Raw genomic sequence first — 17,338 nt, 5'->3', positions numbered from 1 at the left:
CTTTTTTAGTGGAATCTAATTCTCTATTGTAGTTTAAGTAATTTTTCCAGATAAACAGCTAAACCGTCTTCTTGATTGCTCAAAGGAGTGACATCATTTGCGATGCCTTTGAGCTGATCAGTACCATTAGCCATAGCCACTCCCCATCCTGCATAATCCAGCAGTTCCAAATCGTTATGCTCATCACCAAAAGCAATCACGTCTTGTTGATCAATCGATAGGTAGTTAGCAATCTCTTGCACACCTTTTGCTTTTTGGATTCCTTTTGAAACAATCTCTAAGATCGCCGTGGGACCGCCCCATGTACGAACATCCACATAACTGCCAAATTGACGTGTTAATTCAGCAGATACAGCTTCTGCAAAACGCTTGTCTGTTCGGACAAGCAAAGATGTAGGATTTGTCGTCAGATTTTTAGGAGAAAGCAAGTTTTTTTCTCCAGGACGTGAAGAAGCAAAAATTTTTTCATCAAAGAAGTCAAAGCTGTCGATAAAAAAAGTATCCCGATTTTCAGCAGCGATAAAGTCTAGATTCAATTGTTTTTTTTGCGATAAGATTTCAAAAGCAATTTCACGATTAATCAATGTTTCTCTTTCGCCATCCCAATGTTGATTAGGGATATGCACCAGTGCGCCGTTAAAATTAACCATCGGTGTTGTTAACTCTAATTGTTGGTAAAATTGATGGCTCATTCGAAATGGGCGTCCAGTAGCGATACTGACATGATGACCAGCATTGATTGCTTTTTTCAGGGTCTCTTTTGTTTTAGAGGTAATCATCGAATCTTGATTGAGGGTGGTTCCGTCCAGATCGATGGCAATTAATTTTTTATTCAATAAAGGTCCTTCCTTCCTCAACTAGCATTTGTTTTAGTCTAGCATATTTTAGGTAATTAACAAGAGCAATCAGTTATTCCTAACAAAAAATACAGTTATGGCTATGTAAATAAATGAATACGAGCTAAACACGAACATTAAGTATTGTTTTCGGTTTTTTTGTTAAAAAAACGTTGAAAAACGAATGAAACGTCTATATAATTTGAAATTGTTCGATGGATTTGCCATATTTTGCATATTTATTATTATTATAGTTTTCCATCAGAAAAAAATTCAGGGAGTGGAACTTTTTATGGAAAAGTTTTTCGGTTTAAAGAAAAACAATACAAATGTATCAACTGAAATAATGGCGGGAGTAACGACATTCTTTGCCATGAGTTATATCTTATTCGTAAATCCGACGATTTTATCAGCATCAGGTATGCCGTTCCAAGCAGTATTTCTAGCCACAATCATTGCATCAATCATTGGTACGCTAGTCATGGGATTGTTCGCGAATGTCCCATATGCTCAGGCACCTGGTATGGGATTGAACGCATTTTTCACTTTTACGGTCGTTTTCGGGCTTGGCTATTCTTGGCAACAAGCCCTGGCAATGGTTTTTATTTGCGGATTAATCAATATTTTTATTACTGTTACAAATATCCGAAAGATGATCATTCGGGCGATTCCTGAAAGTCTTCAACATGCGATTGGTGGCGGAATCGGTATTTTCGTTGCGTATGTCGGGATCAAAAATGCAGGATTCTTATCTTTTTCAGCAGACCAATCTGCTATTTCGAGTTCTGTCGTTGAAGGTGGAAAAGCAACAAATGTTACGATAAATGGCGGAATCGTTCCCGCGTTAGCCAATTTTGACAACGCACCTATCTTGTTAGCCGTGATTGGTTTGGTACTGACAGCCATTTTAGTTGTAAAAAACGTCCGTGGTGCTATTCTTATCGGTATCGTAGCGACCACAGTCCTTGGGATTTTTATGGGTGTTGTTGATTTAAGTTCCATTGATTGGCAAACGAATTCGTTAGGCAATTCATTTAAAGAATTAGGAACAACGTTCGGTGCAGCATTTGGTTCTGAAGGAATGCAATCTTTATTCAGTGATTCTTCCAAGATCCCTCAAGTATTGATGACAATCATCGCATTCAGTTTATCTGATACATTCGATACGATCGGAACATTTATCGGTACAGGACGCCGCACAGGTATTTTCTCAAAAGAGGACGAGATCGCATTGGAAGATGGTCGCGGGTTCAAAACAAAAATGGATAAAGCGCTATTTGCCGATGCAATCGCTACTTCCGTAGGTGCTATCTTTGGTACATCGAATACAACAACTTATGTCGAATCTGCAGCTGGGATCGGGGCCGGTGGACGTACTGGTTTGACTTCAGTAGTAGTGGCAGTGCTATTCGCATTAAGTAGTTTGTTCTCCCCGCTGATCGCTATCGTACCAAATCAAGCAACTGCGCCAGCACTGATTTTGGTCGGGGTAATGATGATGGCTTCTTTTGCAGACATCAAATGGCTAGATATGGAAGAAGCTTTACCAGCCTTCTTTGCATCGATCTTTATGGGATTGTGCTATAGCATTTCTTATGGGATTGCAGCAGGATTTATTTTCTATACAATTGTCAAAGTAATCAAAGGAAAATTCAATGAAGTTTCTGTTGCTTTGTGGATTGTTGATATTTTATTCATCATCAACTTCATCATTCTAGCAACGATTTAAATAAAGAGAAGGGATTGGAACAGCATTTGTTCTGGTCTCTTTTTGTTTTACATAAAAAGAACGTTACATATAAAATGATCTTTGCGGGATTTTTCTCTTTTTACTAGCGAGATCGTTGCTTGTTTATTCGAAAATAGGTATGATAAAAGAGACGAAAGAGGGATGATAGATGGAGATTAATTGGAGAAAAAATTTAGTGATTGCGTGGATTGGCTGTTTTTTCACTGGTGCAAGTATTAGTTTAGTTATGCCATTCATACCAGTTTATGTTGAGCAACTAGGAACACCAAAAGATCAAATCGAATTGTTTTCGGGACTAGCAATCTCTGTTACTGCTTTTGCATCTGCCGTGGTTGCACCAATCTGGGGAAATCTAGCTGATCGAAAAGGTCGAAAACTCATGATGATCCGTGCAGCAGCTGGGATGACGTTGACGATGGGTTCTTTAGCTTTTGTGCCGAACGCGTATTGGCTTTTGATCATGCGTTTTTGGAACGGGATTTTGTCTGGGTATATTCCAAATGCAACAGCAATGATTGCTTCACAAGCGCCTCGAGAAAAGAGCGGATGGGCGTTAGGAACATTATCCACCGGAGCGATTGCGGGGAATCTGATCGGACCTTCAATGGGCGGTGCATTGGCTCAGTGGTTTGGTATGGAAAATGTATTCTTGATCACAGGGGCTTTGTTGATGATCACAACGGTGCTGACCATCTTCTTAGTCAAAGAAGATTTCCATCCAATCGAGAAAAAGGATCTGATAAGCACCAAAGAAATTTTTTCAAAAATGGATCATCTCTCTATTTTGATTGGTCTCTTCATCACGACCTTGATTTTACAGATAGGGATCACTACGATCAGCCCTATTTTGACCTTATATATTCGTGAATTAAGCGGAAGTACAGAAAATATCCTGTTTGTCAGCGGCTTGATTGTTTCGATAGCTGGTGTTTCTGCAGTCTTTTCTTCACCAAAACTAGGAAAACTAGGGGATAAGATTGGGAATCAAAAAGTTTTAATTGGCGGACTCATCTTATCATTTTGCTGTTATTTGCCCATGGCGTTTGTCACGACACCACTCCAATTAGGTATACTTCGTTTTATTTTAGGCTTTTCAACTGGTGCTTTGATGCCTTCTGTCAATACACTGATCAGTAAGATCACGCCACAAGAAGGGGTTAGCCGAATCTATAGCTATAATCAGATGTTCAGTAACTTTGGACAGGTTCTAGGACCAATGCTGGGGTCGACAGTTGCGCATGCTTATAATTACAGTGCTGTTTTTATTGTGACAAGTTTATTCGTCCTGTCAAATATTCTTCTTTCTCTATTCAATTTTCGTAAAGTTCTTCGCAGTAGATTATAATAGTGGTGAAAATTGGAAATAAAAAAGAGCTTGAGATATCTCAAGCTCTTGGCTGGTTTTTTACGAATGGGCAGAGGTTTCTTTTCTTGGCGCAACTGCACCAATCAAAAGGATAATGACACCCGCAATTAATGAAATGATTGTTGTCAAAGTAAAATCATATGTTCCGCTTGTTAATGCAGCACCAATATAACCGACTACTTGACCTAGAACGACAGCCCAGAATAATGTAACGATATATCGCATAAAGAACACCTCTTTTCTATCTTAATTTTACCAGATTTTCTTTGAATGTAAAGAAACGAGACTAAATCTCAATAAAATTCGAGTTCTTGTGAAAGAACTCATTCCTACAGACTAGAAGCAAGCAAATGAAGTAGAACAATCAACTTCAGCACTTGTTATTTAATGAAAGTAAAAGGATCAGACCTTTTAACGCTAGTGAATTTTAACGAAAAAAAAGGCGGAATGCAAGATGTTTTTCCCACAACTTTATACAATTACTTCTTATTCTCTTTTACAAAGTACGATCCGTATTCGAGAATATGTACAAGAAGCAAAAAAACAAGGCTACACTTCATTAGCCATAACGGATAAAGATGTCTTATACGGTGCACCTGAATTCTATCGTATTTGTGTAGAAGAAGGAATACAGCCAATCATTGGATTACATCTTAGTTATACTTATGAAGAAAAAAATTATGGTTTGCTTGCGTACGCAAAAGATGAGACAGGTTATCAGCAGCTGATGAAACTTTCCAGTCGAAAAATGATCCAAGAAAAAATGGCACTTGATGATATGATAGAAACCGACCATCTAGTGTTTGTCGTTCCGGCAAATCATTCTGTTTCTGAGGCTTTCAATAAAGAGGAACATTTTTTCAGTCATTGGCAGTTTTTGCTTGAAAATGTTTTTACTAAAGATTTTTATATCGGATTGTCAGAAAATACGCCTGATCAATTGCCTGAATGGTATCAGTATGTGACAAAAGAAAATTATCCGCTTTGTGCATTGCATCCAATCGCTAGTTTACAGCAAGAAGACCTTTTTGCGCTTGAAGTGATGAAGCATATCAAAGAGGGAAGTCAGATGCCTTTAGAAAGTTTATCTGCACCTTTACCACCAGCAAATGGTTACCTGATTTCAGAACAAGAAATGATCAAACGATTCGAAGAAGCAGGTCTTTCACAAGCTGTAATAGGTGCTCAGCGCTTAGCCGAATCGATTTCATTTGAATTTCAGTTTCATCAGAAATTACTCCCACACTATCCTGTCCCTCAAGGAAAACAAGCTGGAGAATATTTAAGAGAGCTATGCTACTCGCAAGTAGAACATCGGATCGTTGATTATACAAAGGAGTACCGAGAACGTTTGGACTATGAGTTATCTGTCATCCATCAAATGGGATTCGATGATTATTTCCTGATCGTATGGGATGTAATGGCTTTTGCTCATAGAAATAAAATCGTTACCGGTGCAGGCCGTGGTTCTGCTGCTGGTTCATTAGTAGCCTATGTGTTAGAAATCACAGATGTGGATCCATTAGAGTATGACTTGCTATTCGAACGATTTTTAAATCCTGAACGTTTTACGATGCCGGATATTGATTTGGATATTCCTGACAACCGACGTGAGGAAGTATTGAATTATGTTCGAGAAAAGTATGGACAATATCACATGGCGCAAATCGCGACATTTGGTACAATGGCTGCAAAAATGGTTCTTAGAGATGCAGCTAGAGTGTTTGGTCTGTCACAAAGTGAAGCAAACCGCTGGTCAAAAGCAATACCAAACCAGCTGAAAATCACATTGACCCAAGCCTACAAAACATCGCGTCAACTAGTAGAATTAGTTCAGGCAAGCGAAAAAAACCAGCTTTTATTCAAAACCGCAGTGATTTTAGAAGGATTGCCAAGACACGTTTCGACTCACGCAGCAGGGGTAGTTATCAGCGATAGGAATCTACTTGAATTAGTACCGCTCCAACGCGGTTCTGATGAAGCTTTACTGACCCAGTATACGATGAATGAGGTAGAAGCCATCGGTCTTTTGAAAATGGACTTTCTAGGACTACGCAATTTATCGATTATTGATTTTACTTTAAAGGCTGTTAAGCGAGTAGAAGGGCAGGAAATCCGATTAAAAGAGATTCCATTAAATGATGCAAAAACGCTACTCTTGTTTCAACGAGGCGAAACCTCAGGAGTATTTCAATTTGAATCTGCTGGTATTCGAAACGTTTTACGAAGATTAGGACCAGAAAACATCGAAGATATTGCCGCAGTCAATGCGTTGTATCGTCCAGGTCCTATGCAAAATATCGATACCTTCATTGCCAGAAAAAAAGGAAAAGAAGCTATTCGCTACCCCGATGATTCACTGATCCCGATTTTGAAAAACACATACGGGGTGATTGTCTATCAGGAACAAATCATGCAGATCGCCTCGACTATGGCTGGATTTACATTAGGACAGTCAGATATTTTGAGGCGGGCAGTTAGTAAAAAGAAAAAAGACGTATTAGATGAAGAAAAGTCGCATTTTGTATCAGGAGCATTACAACAAGGATATTCGGAAAAAACAGCAGTGACTGTATATGAATATATTGAAAAATTTGCAAACTATGGATTCAATCGGTCGCATGCATTTGCTTATTCCTTCGTGGGATTCCAAATGGCATATCTAAAGGCTCATCATCCAGGGGCTTTCTTCACTAGTCTAATGAATTCTGTTCGGCATAACACAACGAAATTGAAAGAATATATTGCTGAAGCACGTAAAAATAAACTCAAACTTTCTTCACCATCCATCAATCAAAGCAATTATAGTTTTGAGTTGGTCAATAAGGAAGAAATCAGATTCGGGCTGACAGCGATAAAAGGCATCCGACGTGATTTTGTAGAAGATGTATTGAATGAAAGAAAACAAAATGGCCCGTTCAAGTCAGTAGATCAATTCCTCATACGGATCGATAAGCGGTGGCTGAAATTAGAGTTGCTGCAATCACTGACAGCAGTAGGCGTTTTTGATGAATTATCTCCTAACAGGAAACAATTGATGCTTGATCTAGAAGGAAAAATCCAAAATATCGTTTACAGTGGTGGCAGTCTAGATTTGCTAGGAATCATGGCATTAAAAGAAGAAGAAGTCGCTGACTATACACTAGAAGAACGACTGAAGCTGGAAGAGGAATACTTAGGTGTTTATTTGTCAGGGCATCCTGCAGAAGGGTTTGACCGGCTTCGTTTAGCTAAACAGGTTCAGCTGATTACAGATATCATTCCTAATCAACCAGTCAATTTACTATTGATGATAAAGGAAGTTAGAGAGATTCGGACAAAAAAAGGCGAACTGATGGCCTTCGTGGAAGGAACCGATAGTAGCGGAGAAATTTCTGTCACGGTTTTTCCAACTCTTTATCGAAAATATCGTAACCTGTTTGCAGTTGATCAAGTGATCTTTGTTCAAGGGCGTAGCGAAATCAGCAAATATAACCAGGAACTACAATTGATTGGAGAAAGCTTTGCTGATCCTCGTCAGTTAGAAACACAGTATCCTTCACAAACGTGCTATTTGCGCATAACAGAAGAACGGGAAGACCCTGAGATAATGAAACAATTACAAGGGATTTTTCAGAAACACCCAGGATATATTCCAGTAATTATGTACCACGAAAAAACACAACGAAAAGTTGTTCTGTCAGATGCTTATTGGGTGGATGACAGCAAGAGTATAAAGGGACAACTTGTTTCTCTACTTGGCGAAGATAATGTGGTTTTCAAATAACTTACGGTAAAAAATACTACTTGCTTTCATTTTTTTTCATTTTTTTATCCGTAAATCAAGACAAGCGAGAAAAATAATGTTAGAATGTTAGTCGTGGTTAACGCAAAAATGGTTGTAAACCTAAGTTATACTTAGGATAAAGTATTTTAATGAGGTGAATGTTTATTATGAAACGCATCGGAATTTTGACCAGTGGCGGAGACGCACCTGGAATGAATGCAGCTGTTCGTGCCGTTGTTCGTAAAGGTATTTACGAAGGACTGGAAGTATACGGGATCAATTATGGATTTGCCGGTTTAGTTGCTGGAGATATTCGTCGTCTTGATGTGGCAGATGTAGGTGACAAGATCCAACGTGGTGGTACATTCTTGTATTCTGCACGTTATCCAGAATTTGCAACTGAAGAAGGTCAATTAAAAGGAATCGAACAATTGAAAAAATTCGGGATCGAAGGTCTAGTGGTTATCGGAGGAGACGGTTCTTATCATGGCGCAATGGCTTTGACAAAACGTGGATTCCCAGCAGTAGGTATTCCTGGAACAATCGATAATGATATTCCTGGTACTGACTTCACAATCGGTTTTGATACAGCAATCAATACAGTGCTAGAATCAATTGACCGTATTCGTGACACAGCGACTTCTCATGTTCGTACATTCGTTATCGAAGTAATGGGACGCAATGCAGGTGACATCGCTTTATGGTCAGGTGTAGCTGGCGGAGCAGATGAAATCATCATCCCAGAACATGATTTTGATATGGCTTCAGTTGCTAAAAAAATCCAAGAAGGCCGTGATCGTGGGAAGAAACATTGCTTGATCATCTTGGCTGAAGGTGTAATGGGCGGAAATGAATTCGCTGAAAAACTTTCAGAATTTGGCGACTATCATACACGTGTATCTATCTTGGGACACGTTGTCCGTGGTGGAGCACCAAGCGCACGCGACCGCGTCTTAGCAAGTAAATTCGGTGCTTACGCTGTCGAATTGCTTCAAGAAGGAAAAGGTGGATTATGTGTCGGTATCCATGACAACGAAATCGTTGCAGCTGACATCATTGATACACTAGAAAACAACAAGCATAAACCAGACTTATCATTATATGATCTAAATAATTCACTTTCATTTTAAGAGTGAAAGAAACCAAGCTATTTAAGCTGTGTACAGCTTTAAATAAACAAAATTGAATGGGAGAGTTTTTTAAATGAAAAAAACCAAAATCGTTAGTACATTAGGACCAGCAAGTAACTCAGTAGAAATTATTTCTCAATTGATTGAATCTGGGGCAAATGTCTTCCGCTTTAACTTTTCTCATGGTGACCATGAAGAACAATTATCACGTATGACTATGGTCCGTGAAGCAGTTAAAAAGACAGGAAAAGATGTCGGTATTCTTTTAGATACAAAAGGAGCTGAAATCCGTACAACTGTTCAAGGCACAACAGAAGCTGATTTTGGTCGTGCAGGATACATTAAATTTGAAGTAGGAGATCAAACACGCATCTCTATGGATCCTGAACATGTAGGTTCAAAAGAAAAAATCGCGGTTACTTACCCAGGATTATTTGACGATGTTCACGTAGGCGGACACGTTTTATTCGATGATGGCTTGATCGACATGGAAATCATTGAAAAAGACGAAGCAAACCGTGAATTAGTCGTAGAAGTTAAAAATGCAGGTATGCTAGGATCACGTAAAGGGGTAAATGCACCAGGCGTTTCTATCAGTTTGCCAGGTATTACTCCAAAAGATGCGGACGATATTCGTTTTGGTTTAGACAACGATATCGACTTTATCGCTGCAAGTTTTGTACGTAAAGCACAAGACGTTCTAGATATTCGCGAAATTTTAGAAGAAAAAGACATGACTCATGTTCAAATCTTCCCTAAAATCGAATCTCAAGAAGGTATCGACAACATTGACGAAATCATCAAAGTTTCTGACGGTGTTATGATTGCCCGTGGAGATATGGGTGTGGAAATCCCAGCTGAACTAGTACCAATGGTTCAAAAACGTATCATCAAAAAATGTAACGCTGCTGGTATCCCAGTTATCACTGCTACACAAATGTTAGAATCAATGCAAGAAAACCCACGTCCAACACGTGCGGAAGCTTCTGACGTTGCCAATGCTGTATTTGACGGAACAGATGCAACAATGTTATCTGGTGAATCTGCAAACGGAGACTACCCAGTTGAAGCTGTTTCAACAATGGCACGTATCGACCAAGAAGCTGAAAATGCATTATCAGAATTAGGTACATTCCAATTGAACGAATTCGATAAAACAGATGTAACTGAAACAATCGGTTTATCTGTAGCTCGTGCTGCAAAAAATCTAGGCGTCAAAACAATCGTTGCTGCAACTGAATCAGGCTACACTGCAAAAATGATTTCAAAATATCGCCCAGATGCAGATATCTTGGCTGTTACTTTTGACGAACGCACAAAACGCGGTTTGATGTTAAACTGGGGTGTTTACCCAACAGTTGCTGAAAAACCATCAACAACTGATGAAATGTTTGAACTAGCAGCTAAAAAAGCTGTTGAATTAGGTTTCGCATCAGAAGGCGATTTAATCTTGATCACTGCTGGTGTACCAGTTGGCGAACGCGGAACAACTAACGTGATGAAAATTCAAATGATTGGTTCTAAATTATTAGAAGCTCAAGGCGTTGGACAAAAATCTGTCGTTGCAAATGCAGTTATTGCTTCATCTGCTGAAGAAGCTGTAAAAAAAGCAAAAGACGGAATGGTTCTAGTTGTACCATCAACTGACAAAGAATACATGCCTGCAATCGAAAAAGCAGCTGCTGTTATCGTTGAAGAAGGCGGATTGACTTCTCACGCTGCAGTTGTAGGAATTGCACAAGATATTCCTGTAATCGTTGGTGCTAAAGGCGCAACAACAACAATTACTGATGGCGAATTGATTACTGTTGATTCACGTCGCGGCATCGTTTACCGTGGCGAAACAACAGCTATCTAATTTAGCTTAATACAAAATAAAAACAGCTCTTCATTTACGAAGAGCTGTTTTTTTGTGCTGTAACGAATTCATGGATGACTTGGACTACTTGTTCTTGAAGCGGTGTGACAAGCTGTTGTGTTCGTTTTGCCAATGAAATCAAGAAGCGAGGCTGAACTTCATCTGAAAGTGGCAGGCAAACTAAATGATCTTCAGGATGGACAGCAATCTCTGCCAAAAAACCGATACCAACATTTTCACGGATCATACTCTTTAAAATCGTCAAATCATTGCTTTGATAAACAACTTTTGGTTGAGTATGTGTTTGTTTAGAAAGTTTAGTGAATGCTGCTGGGTGGACATAATGTTCGTTCAATAACACAAACTGTTCATCTGATATATCTTTGAAAGAGACTGCCTTCTGCTGGGCAAGAGGGTGAGTAGGCGGAACGACGATCATGAAACGTTTATCCAAAAGTAATTCTGTTTCTAAATATTGATCTACGATTGGCTGTGTTGAGCCTAATACGGCTAAATCGATCCTCCCTTGACGAATCATTCCATATAAGTCCCGAGAGCCTCCATCGGTGATTTCAATCTGATTCATCAATTCATGCTTGATAAAGTAACCTGACAGTTTTGGAAAGTACTCATTGCCGATAATAGGCGGCATGCCAAAACGCAGCTTTTTCTTTTGTAACTGAGTGATTTCAGCCCTTGCAGTAGAAATCTCTTGGAGAATAGCTTGTGCATGGAGAAACAGCTGCTTTCCAGAAGGTGTGACGATTAATTCGTGATGCGAACGATCTCTTGTAATAAGTATGGCGTCAAACTCTTTTTCAAGACGTTGTAATGCATATGTAATAGTAGGTTGGCTCACACGGAAATAATTAGCCACTTTCGTAAAGTTTTTTTGTTTGACGATTTGGACATAGTATTCAATATCTTTCGTGTTCATAAAGATCATCCGCTCCTTTGATAGAATAATGATTATTGTAAATGATTCTGAAGATGATAGCAAACAGAGGCTTTCTGTTAAAGATATTTCTGTCTTTTTATGAACTGCAAGGTGTCAAGAAAATTTCATTGACAACATGGTTTTTGCCCTGTATAATTGCTTTTGTTGCTTAGGAGTGATGAAAAATGAAATGGTCTTTATTGGAATTGAGAAAATACCAGGAGACACCGTTAACTTTTCATGAGACGCTCGACTTGAAAGCCGCTCTCATGAAGCGAGACAATTTAATACTTGATGTTGCGCCAGTGGAAGTCGAAGGTTTGGTCTCAGTTGATAAGAAAGGCTATATCGTTCATTACACTGTGCAGACGACTTTGACAGTTCCTTCAACACGTTCGCTAGAACCTGTTGAACTGCCGATGGATTTTTCTGTAGACGAAGTATTCATGACAGAAGAACAATTCCAAAGCAGAGATGAGCAAATGTCTGCAGATGAGATTTTGCTGATTGAAGGTCCGTTATTGAATTTAGCAGAGTCAATTGAAGACAACATCTTATTGGCGATTCCGATGCGGGTATTGACAAAAGAAGAGGAAGCAGCGACAGAACTTCCAAAAGGCAATGATTGGGAAGTTGTTTCCGAAGAAGAATACCAACGCAGAAAAATGGAAGAAGCCGAGAATAAAATTGATCCTCGTCTTGCAAAACTATCTGAACTTTTTGATTCTGAATCAAAAAACGACGATAACAAGTAAGATTGGAATATATTGTATCTATTATAGGTGCAAGACTTTACAAGGAGGTGTAGCAAAATGGCAGTACCAGCTAGAAGAACATCAAAAGCTAAAAAAGCAAAACGTCGTACACACTACAAGTTGACAATCAAAGGATTAAACGAATGTCCAAACTGTGGTGAAATGAAAAAAAGCCATCACGTATGTGCAAATTGTGGTTACTATGATGGTAAGGACGTAATGTCAAAAGAAGCTTAATACATTTTAATTAGAAAATGTAAAACCTCAAGGCTAACCATGGAGCCTTGAGGTTTATTTTTTTATAAGCGGTAAATAAAAAATATGTTGTTCTTTAGTTTGCAATGTAGCCGTGTTAAGCTATAATGTAAGAGATTAGGGAGAAATCCCGTATGTAGGAGGAGTTCATATGTCAAAACAACAAATCGGCGTTGTCGGTATGGCCGTTATGGGTAAAAATCTAGCCTTGAATATAGAAAGCCGCGGCTATTCAGTGGCTTTATTCAACCGTACAGGGGCTAAAACAACCGCTGTAGTAGAAGAACACCCAGATAAAAATTTCAAAGCAACGTACACAATCGAAGAATTTGTAGAATCAATCGAAAAACCGCGTCGGATTCTTCTGATGGTCAAAGCAGGACCGGCAACAGATGCAACAATCCAAGAGTTGCTTCCTCACCTTGATAAAGGCGATATTCTGATTGACGGAGGAAATACATTCTTTAAAGATACGATGCGTCGTAATGAAGAATTAGCCAACTCTGGTATTAACTTTATCGGTACAGGCGTTTCCGGCGGTGAAGAAGGAGCTTTAAAAGGACCTTCAATCATGCCTGGTGGACAAAAAGAAGCGTATGAGCTAGTTGCACCAATCTTAGAGCAAATTTCTGCAAAAGCAGAAGACGGAGCACCATGTGTTACCTATATTGGCCCAAATGGAGCCGGACACTATGTGAAAATGGTACACAATGGTATTGAGTATGGAGATATGCAACTGATTGCTGAATCTTATGACTTGATGAAGAATATTTTAGACCTTTCAGTAGAAGAAATGGCTGATATCTTTAAAGAATGGAATCAAGGCGAATTAGACAGCTACCTGATCGAAATCACAGCTGACATCCTGACTCGAAAAGACGATGAAGGCACAGGTAAACCAGTCGTAGATGTGATCCTTGATGCAGCTGGAAATAAAGGAACAGGTAAATGGACAAGCCAAAGTGCGCTTGACTTAGGCGTGCCACTTCCATTGATTACTGAATCTGTATTTGCCCGTTACATTTCTGCTTATAAAGAAGAACGCGTACAAGCAAGTAAAATTTTGTCTCGTACGAACGATTTTGAGTTCACAGGAGACAAAAAAGAATTGGTCGAAAAAATCCGAGAAGCGTTGTATTTCAGTAAAATCATGAGTTATGCCCAAGGATTTGCTCAATTACGTGTCGCTTCAAAAGAATTTGATTGGGATTTGCCATTTGGCGAAATCGCAAAAATCTGGCGTGCTGGATGTATCATCCGAGCTCGATTCTTGCAAAAAATCACGGATGCTTATGACAAAAATCCTGAGATCGAAAATTTATTGCTAGATGATTATTTCGTTGAAATCACGAAAAAATATCAGCAATCAGTCCGAGACGTCGTTGCCTTGGCTGTCCAAGCTGGCGTACCTGTACCAACTTTCTCATCAGCCATCGCTTACTTCGATTCATACAGAGCAGAACGTCTGCCTGCAAATATAATCCAAGCCCAACGCGATTACTTTGGCGCACACACATATGAACGTGTCGACAAAGAAGGAATCTTCCATTACTCATGGTACCATGAAGAATAATAGTCTTTCGGCTGTTAGGAAATGAGAAAATAAAAAGAGGACGAAAGAGCTGAAGTCGATTGTTATGAGTAGACTTCAGCTCTTTTTTAAAACTGCTATTCATGATAAAATGACTATAGATTTTTAAGCAGATTATCGGTATAATGATAGAGTTTTTAAAAAGCCAGTAGATAGAAAGGATAAAATAATAAATGAGTAATATTCTAATCATTGAAGATGAAAAGAACTTAGCTCGATTTGTCGAGCTAGAGTTGAAGCATGAAGGGTATAACGCAGAAGTCCATTACAACGGTCGTACTGGTTTAGATGCGGCATTAAATAATGAGTGGGATGCCATATTGTTGGACCTGATGCTTCCAGAATTGAACGGTTTAGAAGTCTGCAGACGCGTACGCCAAGTCAAAAATACACCAATCATTATGATGACTGCAAGAGATTCTGTAATCGATCGTGTATCGGGACTTGACCATGGAGCAGATGACTACATCGTCAAACCATTTGCTATCGAAGAACTATTAGCGCGTCTTCGAGCATTGTTGCGTCGAATCGATATTGAAGGTGACAAAAATGTGGCAAAACAAACCACTATTACTTATCGTGATTTGACTATCGAAAAAGAAAACCGTGTCGTACGTCGCGGAAACGAAGTAATTGAACTAACAAAAAGAGAATACGAATTGCTACTTACTTTAATGGAAAACGTGAACGTGGTATTAGCACGTGATGTTTTACTAAATAAAGTGTGGGGATACGAAACGGAAGTTGAAACAAACGTAGTGGATGTATATATTCGTTATCTTCGCAATAAAATTGACGTTCCAGGGGAGGAAAGCTATATCCAAACTGTCCGCGGAACAGGTTATGTGATGCGCTCGTGATAAAGCCGAAAAAATCGGAAAAAAGAGAACTGAAAGGGCCCTCCTTGACAATCAAGTGGGCCTTTGCGAGTTCTTTCTTCATATTCGTCGTGTTTACAATTTTTGCGGTCATTACCTATAAATCATCTATCAATCTGATTGTTGCAAAAGAAAGAAACAATGTAGAACGTACGATTTCAGAAGTAGCCTCTCGTTTGGCTAACTCGGATGAAGAACTGACATTAGTGAATACGTATCGTAATCTGACAAAAGCGACAAATGACGGAGATGAGGTCATAGATCATACTTCACTGGTCGAAGGAAACTTAATGAAGATTGATTCCTTTATAGCTGAGCTAGGGCAGCCTTCGATGGATCTTTATGTGTATGATTTAGATGAGAACTTGATTTTCAAAACTCACGAAAACAGTCGAAACTTGATCCAAACAACACGTAAAGTGCCAACGATTGTTACACTAGAAGGGAAAACTGGCTTTTTATCTATACAGCCTATATATTCTAAAGGAACAAGAGAAAAGATTGGTTATGCGCAAAGCTTCTATGAATTATCTTCTTTCTATGATATCCGAAATAAGCTATTATTGACTCTTATTGTTTTAGAAGTCGTTTCTTTGATTTTAAGTAGTATTTTAGGTTTCTTTTTATCTTCTTACTTCTTGAAACCACTCAAGGTACTCAGAGATACAATGGATACTATACGTAAAGATCCGCAATCAGATATCCACATGCCTGAAATCGACACGAATGATGAATTGGCAGATTTAGCTGAAATATTCAATGAGATGCTTGACCGCATGCGTTTGTATATCGAACAACAAGAGCAGTTCGTGGAAGACGTCTCTCATGAGTTAAGAACTCCTGTAGCAATCATTGAAGGGCATCTTAGTCTGCTAAATCGTTGGGGGAAAGATGATCCTGAAATATTGGAAGAATCATTAAGCGCCAGCATGCAAGAAATCAGCCGCATGAAAAGCTTAGTTCAAGAGATGCTAGACTTATCTAGAGCAGAACAAGTAGATGTCCATTATGCAAATGAAACAACTAAAGGAAAAGAAGTCACCTATCAAGTTTATAATAATTTCAAGATATTATACCCGGACTATGTGATTACTTTAGATGATGATTTGACAAAAGAAGTGACCCTGCAAATTTATCGTAATCACTTTGAGCAATTAATCATTATCATATTGGATAACGCAGTAAAATATTCAACTACACGAAAGGAAGTCCATATCTCTATTTCTTCTACTCTGAATGAATTTGAGATTGCTATACAGGACTTTGGTGAAGGAATACCCAAAGAAGACCTTAATAAGATCTTCAATCGTTTTTATCGTGTGGATAAAGCGAGGGCTAGAACGAAGGGCGGAAATGGTCTGGGATTGTCTATCGCAAAACAATTGGTTGAAAACTACAAAGGTCGTATCTTAGCAGAAAGCGTAGTTGGGCAAGGAACTATCTTTAGAATTTTTATTCCTATCGCAAAAACAGAAGACAAGTAAAGCATGTGCTTTGCTTGTTTTTTTATATTATCCATTAAGAAAGAAGAAGCCAAATACAAGCAGATAAGAAATTTGGGATGGTCATTATAAAGAAATTTAGCGAACAATAAAATAGAATAACATTCGTTGGTAAATTGTAAATAGCTTTTAGGTGAACAAAAAACAATAAAAATACTTTAATATTCGTCTTTAAAAATAATAAAGAAAAATAGGAAATTTTCTATTGCAATTTTATAAAGAGATTGCTATATTATTATTTGTTCTAAATGATTCCCTTAAGGTGTCGCTAAAAATTATAAAAAATAGTGTTGACGCATTTTTGATATCATGTTATAATAACAAAGTCGCTTAGATGAGAAAGCTTATAAAGCTTGATTTTATCGAAAAAAACTTTAAAAAAGTTATTGACAAATAACAATCGAAATGATATGATAATCAAGTCGCTGCTAATGAGCGATAAAGACATTTAGAAAAAATAAACAAAAAAAGTTGTTGACATTCTCTTCTGAATCTGATAAGATTAAAGAGTTGTTGAAACAAAAAAGATTAGACCTTTGAAAACTGAACAAAGTAAGACAAACCAAATGTGTAGGGCGTCTTGATACAATTCAAGACAACAAACATTTTTAACAAGCAAGCAATATGCTAGCAAACAAATTGAGCTTAACAATCGTAAGATTGTTCGAACTTTTTATGAGAGTTTGATCCTGGCTCAGGACGAACGCTGGCGGC

The 17,338-nt window shown here is 38.5% G+C and carries 13 protein-coding genes; 10 read left to right on the top strand and 3 right to left on the bottom strand.

Annotation, left to right across the window (positions count from 1 at the left end; genetic code table 11):
* Nucleotides 1-23: 23 nt before the first annotated feature.
* Nucleotides 24-836, bottom strand: coding sequence for a Cof-type HAD-IIB family hydrolase (locus AB3I00_RS06430; RefSeq protein ID WP_002314169.1), 813 nt, complete (start codon nucleotides 834-836; stop codon nucleotides 24-26).
* A 292-nt stretch (nucleotides 837-1,128) separates the two neighbouring features.
* Between AB3I00_RS06430 and AB3I00_RS06425 the strand changes: the two genes are divergently transcribed.
* Entirely contained in the window at nucleotides 1,129-2,565 is a 1,437-nt protein-coding gene (locus AB3I00_RS06425; RefSeq protein WP_002310391.1) for an NCS2 family permease, read from the top strand.
* A gap of 169 nt (nucleotides 2,566-2,734) precedes the next feature.
* Nucleotides 2,735-3,931 (top strand): multidrug efflux MFS transporter, encoded by a 1,197-nt coding sequence (locus AB3I00_RS06420; protein ID WP_002290958.1) that lies wholly within the window; start codon nucleotides 2,735-2,737, stop codon nucleotides 3,929-3,931.
* A gap of 60 nt (nucleotides 3,932-3,991) precedes the next feature.
* Here the strand turns inward: AB3I00_RS06420 and AB3I00_RS06415 are convergent, their stop codons facing one another.
* Complete coding sequence (locus AB3I00_RS06415) at nucleotides 3,992-4,177, bottom strand: YjzD family protein (RefSeq protein ID WP_002290959.1); 186 nt, start codon at nucleotides 4,175-4,177, stop codon at nucleotides 3,992-3,994.
* A 229-nt stretch (nucleotides 4,178-4,406) separates the two neighbouring features.
* On the opposite strand from AB3I00_RS06415, the gene dnaE reads away from it, so the two are divergent.
* The 3 genes from dnaE to pyk all read left to right on the top strand — a co-directional run bounded on the left by dnaE (nucleotide 4,407) and on the right by pyk (nucleotide 10,706).
* On the top strand, nucleotides 4,407-7,718 hold the full coding sequence (gene dnaE, locus AB3I00_RS06410; RefSeq protein ID WP_368024965.1) for a DNA polymerase III subunit alpha: 3,312 nt from the start codon (nucleotides 4,407-4,409) through the stop codon (nucleotides 7,716-7,718).
* A 167-nt stretch (nucleotides 7,719-7,885) separates the two neighbouring features.
* On the top strand, nucleotides 7,886-8,848 hold the full coding sequence (gene pfkA, locus AB3I00_RS06405; protein ID WP_002310395.1) for a 6-phosphofructokinase: 963 nt from the start codon (nucleotides 7,886-7,888) through the stop codon (nucleotides 8,846-8,848).
* A gap of 73 nt (nucleotides 8,849-8,921) precedes the next feature.
* On the top strand, nucleotides 8,922-10,706 hold the full coding sequence (gene pyk, locus AB3I00_RS06400; protein WP_002290965.1) for a pyruvate kinase: 1,785 nt from the start codon (nucleotides 8,922-8,924) through the stop codon (nucleotides 10,704-10,706).
* A gap of 34 nt (nucleotides 10,707-10,740) precedes the next feature.
* On the opposite strand, the gene AB3I00_RS06395 is transcribed toward pyk, so the two are convergent.
* Nucleotides 10,741-11,643 (bottom strand): LysR substrate-binding domain-containing protein, encoded by a 903-nt coding sequence (locus tag AB3I00_RS06395; RefSeq protein ID WP_002329064.1) that lies wholly within the window; start codon nucleotides 11,641-11,643, stop codon nucleotides 10,741-10,743.
* 185 nt (nucleotides 11,644-11,828) lie between these two features.
* On the opposite strand from AB3I00_RS06395, the gene AB3I00_RS06390 reads away from it, so the two are divergent.
* The 5 genes from AB3I00_RS06390 to AB3I00_RS06370 all read left to right on the top strand — a co-directional run bounded on the left by AB3I00_RS06390 (nucleotide 11,829) and on the right by AB3I00_RS06370 (nucleotide 16,606).
* Nucleotides 11,829-12,398 carry a DUF177 domain-containing protein gene (locus tag AB3I00_RS06390; RefSeq protein WP_002290967.1) on the top strand — a complete coding sequence of 190 codons (570 nt, stop codon included), beginning with the start codon at nucleotides 11,829-11,831 and terminating at the stop codon, nucleotides 12,396-12,398.
* A 57-nt stretch (nucleotides 12,399-12,455) separates the two neighbouring features.
* On the top strand, nucleotides 12,456-12,635 hold the full coding sequence (gene rpmF, locus AB3I00_RS06385) for a 50S ribosomal protein L32 (RefSeq protein ID WP_002290970.1): 180 nt from the start codon (nucleotides 12,456-12,458) through the stop codon (nucleotides 12,633-12,635).
* A 169-nt stretch (nucleotides 12,636-12,804) separates the two neighbouring features.
* The gene (gene gndA / locus AB3I00_RS06380; RefSeq protein WP_002290971.1) at nucleotides 12,805-14,226 is read left to right on the top strand and encodes an NADP-dependent phosphogluconate dehydrogenase; all 1,422 of its coding nucleotides are present in this window, start codon (nucleotides 12,805-12,807) and stop codon (nucleotides 14,224-14,226) included.
* A 191-nt stretch (nucleotides 14,227-14,417) separates the two neighbouring features.
* Nucleotides 14,418-15,104: a response regulator transcription factor gene (locus AB3I00_RS06375; protein WP_002290973.1), complete on the top strand. Its 687-nt coding sequence runs from the start codon at nucleotides 14,418-14,420 to the stop codon at nucleotides 15,102-15,104.
* Nucleotides 15,101-16,606 carry a HAMP domain-containing histidine kinase gene (locus AB3I00_RS06370; RefSeq protein ID WP_002310397.1) on the top strand — a complete coding sequence of 502 codons (1,506 nt, stop codon included), beginning with the start codon at nucleotides 15,101-15,103 and terminating at the stop codon, nucleotides 16,604-16,606. The genes AB3I00_RS06375 and AB3I00_RS06370 overlap by 4 nt, the downstream gene beginning before the upstream one ends.
* The last annotated feature ends 732 nt before the right edge of the window (nucleotides 16,607-17,338 follow it).

This window comes from Enterococcus sp. C76 (genome assembly GCF_040886985.1).
Taxonomy (GTDB): domain Bacteria; phylum Bacillota; class Bacilli; order Lactobacillales; family Enterococcaceae; genus Enterococcus_B; species Enterococcus_B lactis.
This window is presented reverse-complemented; position numbering and strand designations above follow the sequence as displayed.

Coding starts and splice junctions, on each gene's coding strand:
- AB3I00_RS06425 (WP_002310391.1), top strand. CDS start 1,129: ATGGAAAAGTTTTTCGGTTTAAAGAAAAACAATACAAATGTATCAACT.
- AB3I00_RS06420 (WP_002290958.1), top strand. CDS start 2,735: ATGGAGATTAATTGGAGAAAAAATTTAGTGATTGCGTGGATTGGCTGT.
- AB3I00_RS06415 (WP_002290959.1), bottom strand. CDS start 4,177: ATGCGATATATCGTTACATTATTCTGGGCTGTCGTTCTAGGTCAAGTA.
- dnaE (WP_368024965.1), top strand. CDS start 4,407: ATGTTTTTCCCACAACTTTATACAATTACTTCTTATTCTCTTTTACAA.
- pfkA (WP_002310395.1), top strand. CDS start 7,886: ATGAAACGCATCGGAATTTTGACCAGTGGCGGAGACGCACCTGGAATG.
- pyk (WP_002290965.1), top strand. CDS start 8,922: ATGAAAAAAACCAAAATCGTTAGTACATTAGGACCAGCAAGTAACTCA.
- AB3I00_RS06395 (WP_002329064.1), bottom strand. CDS start 11,643: ATGAACACGAAAGATATTGAATACTATGTCCAAATCGTCAAACAAAAA.
- AB3I00_RS06390 (WP_002290967.1), top strand. CDS start 11,829: ATGAAATGGTCTTTATTGGAATTGAGAAAATACCAGGAGACACCGTTA.
- rpmF (WP_002290970.1), top strand. CDS start 12,456: ATGGCAGTACCAGCTAGAAGAACATCAAAAGCTAAAAAAGCAAAACGT.
- gndA (WP_002290971.1), top strand. CDS start 12,805: ATGTCAAAACAACAAATCGGCGTTGTCGGTATGGCCGTTATGGGTAAA.
- AB3I00_RS06375 (WP_002290973.1), top strand. CDS start 14,418: ATGAGTAATATTCTAATCATTGAAGATGAAAAGAACTTAGCTCGATTT.